This is a genomic window from Acidovorax sp., assembly GCF_047607405.1.
Taxonomy (GTDB): domain Bacteria; phylum Pseudomonadota; class Gammaproteobacteria; order Burkholderiales; family Burkholderiaceae_C; genus Acidovorax.
In genome coordinates this window covers 1-5,644 of sequence record NZ_JASGDA010000096.1, presented here as the reverse complement: position 1 = coordinate 5,644, position 5,644 = coordinate 1, and the positions used below count along the sequence as shown (strand labels likewise).

Annotated in this window: 4 protein-coding genes and 1 pseudogene; 4 read left to right on the top strand and 1 reads right to left on the bottom strand. The window is 70.8% G+C overall.

What is annotated here, in order from left to right:
- Positions 1-209, bottom strand: a pseudogene (locus QM569_RS11465) (signal recognition particle-docking protein FtsY); the annotation flags it as partial.
- A gap of 29 nt (positions 210-238) precedes the next feature.
- On the opposite strand from QM569_RS11465, the gene QM569_RS11460 reads away from it, so the two are divergent.
- The 4 genes from QM569_RS11460 to QM569_RS11445 form a co-directional block, all read left to right on the top strand.
- Positions 239-1,663 (top strand): M16 family metallopeptidase, encoded by a 1,425-nt coding sequence (locus QM569_RS11460; protein WP_414987362.1) that lies wholly within the window; start codon positions 239-241, stop codon positions 1,661-1,663.
- Positions 1,664-1,674: 11 nt separating this feature from the next.
- Positions 1,675-3,024: a M16 family metallopeptidase gene (locus QM569_RS11455; protein ID WP_414987361.1), complete on the top strand. Its 1,350-nt coding sequence runs from the start codon at positions 1,675-1,677 to the stop codon at positions 3,022-3,024.
- 106 nt (positions 3,025-3,130) lie between these two features.
- Positions 3,131-4,777: a hypothetical protein gene (locus QM569_RS11450; protein ID WP_414987360.1), complete on the top strand. Its 1,647-nt coding sequence runs from the start codon at positions 3,131-3,133 to the stop codon at positions 4,775-4,777.
- Positions 4,778-4,861: 84 nt separating this feature from the next.
- The coding region (locus QM569_RS11445) for a crotonase/enoyl-CoA hydratase family protein (RefSeq protein ID WP_414987363.1) at positions 4,862-5,644 on the top strand (783 nt) is incomplete at its 3' end.

The following is a 5,644-nucleotide window of genomic DNA, read 5'->3' as shown; positions in this document are numbered from 1 at the left end:
GCGGGGGCCGGGGCGGGCGGCGGCGGCTCGGGGATCGGTGCGGGGGCCGGCGCCTCGGCGTCCTTGGTCGCGAAGGGGTTGCGCAGCCAGCCCATGGCGGGGGCGGGGGCTGGCGCAGGCTCCGCCGCCGGGGCGGCAACGGGCGGCGGCGGTTCCACGGTGGGGGCGGGGGGCGTCGGCGTGGGCTTTTTCTTGAAAAAACTGAACATTGGCGGGTTCTTAGAATCGCAGCCATTCTATGAAACGCACACTTTCACTCCTGGGCCTGTGGGCCTGTCTCTCGTGCGGGGCTGCCCTGGCGGCCACGGCCCCGGTGGATCCACCCCCTGGCGCGACGGCTTCCGGCGCCCAGCAGTTCACACTGAAAAACGGCATGCAGCTCATCGTGCAGCCCGACCGGCGCGCGCCCACCGCCGTCCACATGGTCTGGGTGCGCGTGGGCTCCATGGACGAGGTGGACGGCACCACCGGCGTGGCCCACCTGCTGGAGCACATGATGTTCAAGGGCACCAAGACCCTGCCGCCCGGCGAGTTCTCGCGCCGCGTGGCGGCCCTGGGCGGGCAGGAGAACGCCTTCACCAGCCGCGACTACACGGGCTACTACCAGCAGATCCCGGCGAACCGGCTCGAAGACGTGATGAAGCTCGAATCCGACCGCTTCGCCCACAACCACTGGCCCGACGACGAGTTCAGGAAAGAGCTGGAGGTGGTGAAGGAGGAGCGCCGCATGCGCACCGACGACCAGCCCCGCGCCGTGCTCTCTGAGCAGTTGTTCGCGGCGGCCTTCACCGCGTCGCCCTACCGCCGCCCCATCGTGGGCTGGATGAGCGACCTGGACTCCATGACCCCCGCCGACGCCCGCGCCTTCTACCGCCAGTGGTACACGCCCACCAACGCGGTGGTAGTGGTGGCGGGCGACGTGGACGTGGCCCAGGTGCGCGCCCTGGCCGAGAAGTACTACGGCACGCTCCCGGCCCACGCGCTGCCCGAGCGCAAGCCGCGCACCGAGCCGCCGCAGCAGGGCCTGCGGCGCATCGCAGTCAAGGCCCCCGCCGAACAAGCCTACGTGGCGCTGGCCTTCCGCGCGCCCAGCCTGGAGCGGGTGGACAAGCTGACCAGCGACGACACCGACGCGCTGGCCCTCATGGTGCTGTCCGCCGTGTTCAGCGGCTACGACGGCGCGCGCCTGGACCGTGCCCTGACGCAGGGCGACAACCGCGTGGCCGACAGCGCCAGCAGCAGTGCCATGGTCACGGGCCGGGGGCCTGCCCTGTTCCTGTTGAGCGGCGTGCCCGCCGCGGGCAAGACCGCGCAACAGGTCGAAGACGCCCTGCGTGCCGAGGTGGCCCGCGTGGCGCGTGATGGCGTGAGCGAGGCCGAGCTCACCCGCGTCAAGACGCAGTGGATCGCATCCACCGTCTATGAGCGCGACTCGGTGTTCAGCCAGGCGCAGGAGCTGGGCGGCAACTGGATCCAGGGCTTCCCGCTGGACGCCAACGAGCGCCTGCTGGCCCTGCTGCGCACCGTCACGCCCGCCCAGGTGCAGGCCGTGGCCGCCAAGTATTTCGGCGACGACCAACTGACCGTCGCCACCCTGCTGCCCCAGCCCGTCGGCGCCGCGCGCCCCCGCGCCAACCCCGCCGCGGGCGCGGCCATCCGTTGAGGCAACCGGCCATGAATACTATCAAAACAATAGCTGCTCGTGCTTTTCTGATAAGCGCTGGAGCCATTTTTTATATAAATCCTGCCTGGGCGCTGCTGCCCATACAGCACTGGACGGAACCCAGCGGCGCGCAGGTCTATCTGGTCGAAAGCCCCGTCATCCCCATGGTGGACGTGCAGATCGACTTCGACGCGGGCAGCCGCCGCGACCCGGCGGGCCAGTCGGGCCTGGCCAGCGCCGTCGCCAACATGGCATCCAAGGGCGTCATGGCGGCAGGCGGCGACGCGGCGCTTCATGAAAACGCCCTGGGCGAAGCCTGGGCCGACCTGGGCGCGAGCTTCGAGGCGAACGCCGACCGGGACGCCCTGCACTACACCCTGCGCTCGCTCACCGACCCCGCGCTGCTCGACAAGGCCGCCCGCCTGGCAGCCCGCCAGATCGGCGAGCCGAGCTGGCCCGCCGACGTGTGGCCGCGCGACCGCGCCCGCTGGGCCGCCAGCCTGAAGGAAGCCGACACCCGCCCCGGCACCGTGGCCGCGCATGCGTTTGCCGCCGCCGTCTATGGCAGCCACCCCTACGGCGCGCGCACCACCGAAGAGACGCTCCAGCGCATCGGCGTGGCGGACATGCAGGCGTTCCACCAGCGGCACATCGCAGCCTGCCGCGCCAAGGTCAGCATCGTGGGCGCCGTCACCCGCGCGCAGGCGCAGACGCTGGTTGCCACGCTGCTCGCCCGCCTGCCCGCCAGCGCGGACTGCGCAACGCCGCTGCCGCCCGTGGGCGAGATCAGCGCGCTGACCGCGCCCGCCGAGCAGGACATCCCCTTCGCCTCGGCCCAGGCGCACGTCCTCATCGGCCAGCCGGGCTTTGCGCGGCGCGACCCGGACTTCATCGCGCTGCTGGTGGGCAACCACATCCTGGGCGGCGGCGGCTTCGTCTCGCGCCTGACCAACGAGGTGCGCGAGAAGCGCGGCCTCTCCTACAGCGTCTATAGCTACTTCGCCGCCGGGCTGCACGCGGGCGCGTTCACCGTGGGCCTGCAGACCCGCCCCGACCAGGCGCGCGAGGCCGTGCAGGTCTCGCGCGACGTGATCGCGCGCTTCGTCGCCGAAGGCCCCACCGAGGCCGAGCTGCGCGCCGCCAAGGACAACCTCATCGGCGGCTTCGCGCTGCGCATCGACAGCAACAAGAAGCTGCTGGGCAACGTCGCCAACATCGCCTGGAACGACCTGCCGCTGACCTACCTGGACGACTGGACGAAGAAGGTCGAGGCCCTCACCGTCGCCGACGTGCGCGCCGCCATGGCGCGCAAGCTGCAGCCCGGGCGCATGGTGACGGTGGTGGTGGGCGGCCAGCGCTGAAACGCCTGCTTACGCGAATGTCTCCTGGGTGATTGCACTGGCGAGCGCCGGTGCCGAAGACTGGTCGGCACGGCCATTGCCGTAGCACAACACACAGGAGACATCCATGCACGCACCCCTTCGCCGCATCGCGGCTGCCGCCGCATTCGCCGCCGCTGGCCTTCTGGCCGCCTGTTCCACCACCACGCCCACGCGCCCCGCCGCCTGGGCCGCGCCCGAGGTGCTGGTCAAGCCCTCCGCCTTTGCGGGTGTGCATGGCCTGGCGGTGGACAAGCAGGGCCGCCTGCTCGCCGGTTCGGTGGCGGGCGCCAACATGTGGGAGGTGAACCGCCAGACCGGCGAGGCGCGCGTGTTCATCGAGCCGCCGCAGGGCATGTCGGACGACATCGCCATCAGCGCCAAGGGCGAGATGGCCTGGACCGGCTTCAACCTGGGCCAGCTCTTCTACCGCGCCCACGACAAGGCGCCCATCCAGGTGCTGGCCAAGGACCTGCCCGGCATCAACTCGCTGGATTTCGACAAGAAGACCGGCCAGCTCTACGCCTCGCAGGTGTTCGCGGGCGACGCGCTGTGGGAGATCGACCGCGCCGGCAAGAAGCCCCAGCGCCTGATCAAGAAGGACATGGGCGGCTTCAACGGCTTCGAGGTCGGCCCCGACGGCATGCTCTACGGCCCGCTGTGGTTCAAGAACAAGGTGGTCAGGATCAACCCGGCCAACGGCGACATGACCACCATCGCCGACGGCTTCGCCATCCCCGCCGCCGCCAACCTGGACGGCAAGGGCAACCTGTGGGTGCTCGACACGCGCCGCGGCGAACTGGTGAAAGTCGAACTCGCCACCGGCAGGAAGACCGTGGCCACCCAGCTCAAGACCGGGCTGGACAACCTGGCCATTGCGCCGGACGACGGCACCATCTACATCTCCAACATGGCCGACAACTCGGTGCAGGCCTTCAACCCCGCCACCGGCGCGCTGCGCACGCTCACCAGCGGCGCCGTGGCGCTGCCCACGGGCCTGAAGGCCGACGGCGACCGCCTGTGGGTGGCCGACGTGTTCGCCTTCCGCGAGGTGGACCTGAAGACCGGCCAGGTGAGCGACATCTTCCGCGCCTGGGGCGAGGGCGAACTGGAATACCCGCTGGCCGTGGGCATGTCGAAGACGCGCTTCGCGCTGGCCTCGTTCGCCACCAACTCGGTGCAGGTGGTGGACCGCGCCACGCGCAAGACGCAGGTCATGGCGCACGGCTTCAAGGTGCCGCTGGACGCCATTCCGCTGGACGACGGCAGCGTGCTGGTGCTTGAGCTGGGCACCGGCAGCATCGTGCGCGCCAGCGGCGACAAGCTGGCCGAGCGCAAGACCATCGCCAGCGGCATCAAGCTGCCGGTGCAGATGGTGCTGGGGCGCGACGGGCAGGTCTATGTCACCGACCTGGGCGGCAGCCTGCTGCGCGTGCCCGCCGCGGGCGGCACCCCGGTGGCCGTGGCGCAGGGCCTGAACCAGCCCGAGGGCCTGGCCGAAACGCCGTGGGGCACCTTCATTGTCGCCGAGGTCGGCGCCAAGCGGCTGACCGAGGTCAACCTGGCCGACGGCAGCCGCCGCACTGTGGCGGACAAGCTGCCCATCGGCGTGCCGCCGCTGCCCGGCGGCACGCCCGCCAACGCGCCCACCGGCGTGACCGTGGGCGGCGACGGCAGCGTGTACTTCTCGTCCGACGTGAACAACGGCATCTACCGCATCCGCCCGGCGAAATAAACTCGCCCCGTGTACGCCACCGGCCCGCGCCGCACCCACAGGTGCGCCGCGGGCCAGCCATTTGAAGAAGGACCGTTCGTGACCCTGAGCATCACCCCCACCACCCCGCCTCTTGAGGGCTGCATCGACACCCAGGTGGTCGATGGCCACATCCTGCTGATCGGCATCAACCGCCCCGCCAAGCGCAACGGCTGGACGCCCGCCATGTTCCGCCAGCTCGCCGAGGCCTACACCCGCCTGGACGACGAGCCCGAACTGCGCGTGGGCGTGCTGCACGCCTTCGGCGACCACTTCACCGCCGGGCTGGACCTGCCCGTGGTGCAGCCCTATCTGCAACGCGGCGAGAAGCTCACGCCCCACGGCCTGGTGGAGCCGCACGACTTCGGCCTGCCCGGCTACCGGCGCCGGCAGAAGCCCATGATCGCGGCCGTCAAGGGCATCTGCTTCACCGTCGGCATCGAGTTGATGCTGGGCGCCGACATCGTGGTGGCGGCCGACGACTGCCGCTTCTCGCAGATGGAGGTGCAGCGCTGCATCATGCCCACCGGCGGCGCCACGCTGCGCATGCCCGAGCGCGCGGGCGTGGGCAACGCCATGCTGCACCTGCTGACGGCCGACGAGTTCGATGCCGCCGAAGCTTACCGCTGCAACTTCGTGCAAAAGGTGGTGCCCGTGGCCGAACTGATCGACACGGCCCTCGCCCTGGCCCGCCGCATCGCCGCGCAGGCGCCCGCCGCCGTGGTCGCGACGCGGCTGAACGTGCTCAAGGCCATCGAGCTGGGCCAGGCCGCCGCCGTGGCCGACTTCGTGCCGGTGCAGAAGGTGCTGGCCAGCAGCGAGGACGCGGCCGAGGGCGTGCGCGCCTTC

Coding starts and splice junctions, on each gene's coding strand:
- QM569_RS11460 (WP_414987362.1), top strand. CDS start 239: ATGAAACGCACACTTTCACTCCTGGGCCTGTGGGCCTGTCTCTCGTGC.
- QM569_RS11455 (WP_414987361.1), top strand. CDS start 1,675: ATGAATACTATCAAAACAATAGCTGCTCGTGCTTTTCTGATAAGCGCT.
- QM569_RS11450 (WP_414987360.1), top strand. CDS start 3,131: ATGCACGCACCCCTTCGCCGCATCGCGGCTGCCGCCGCATTCGCCGCC.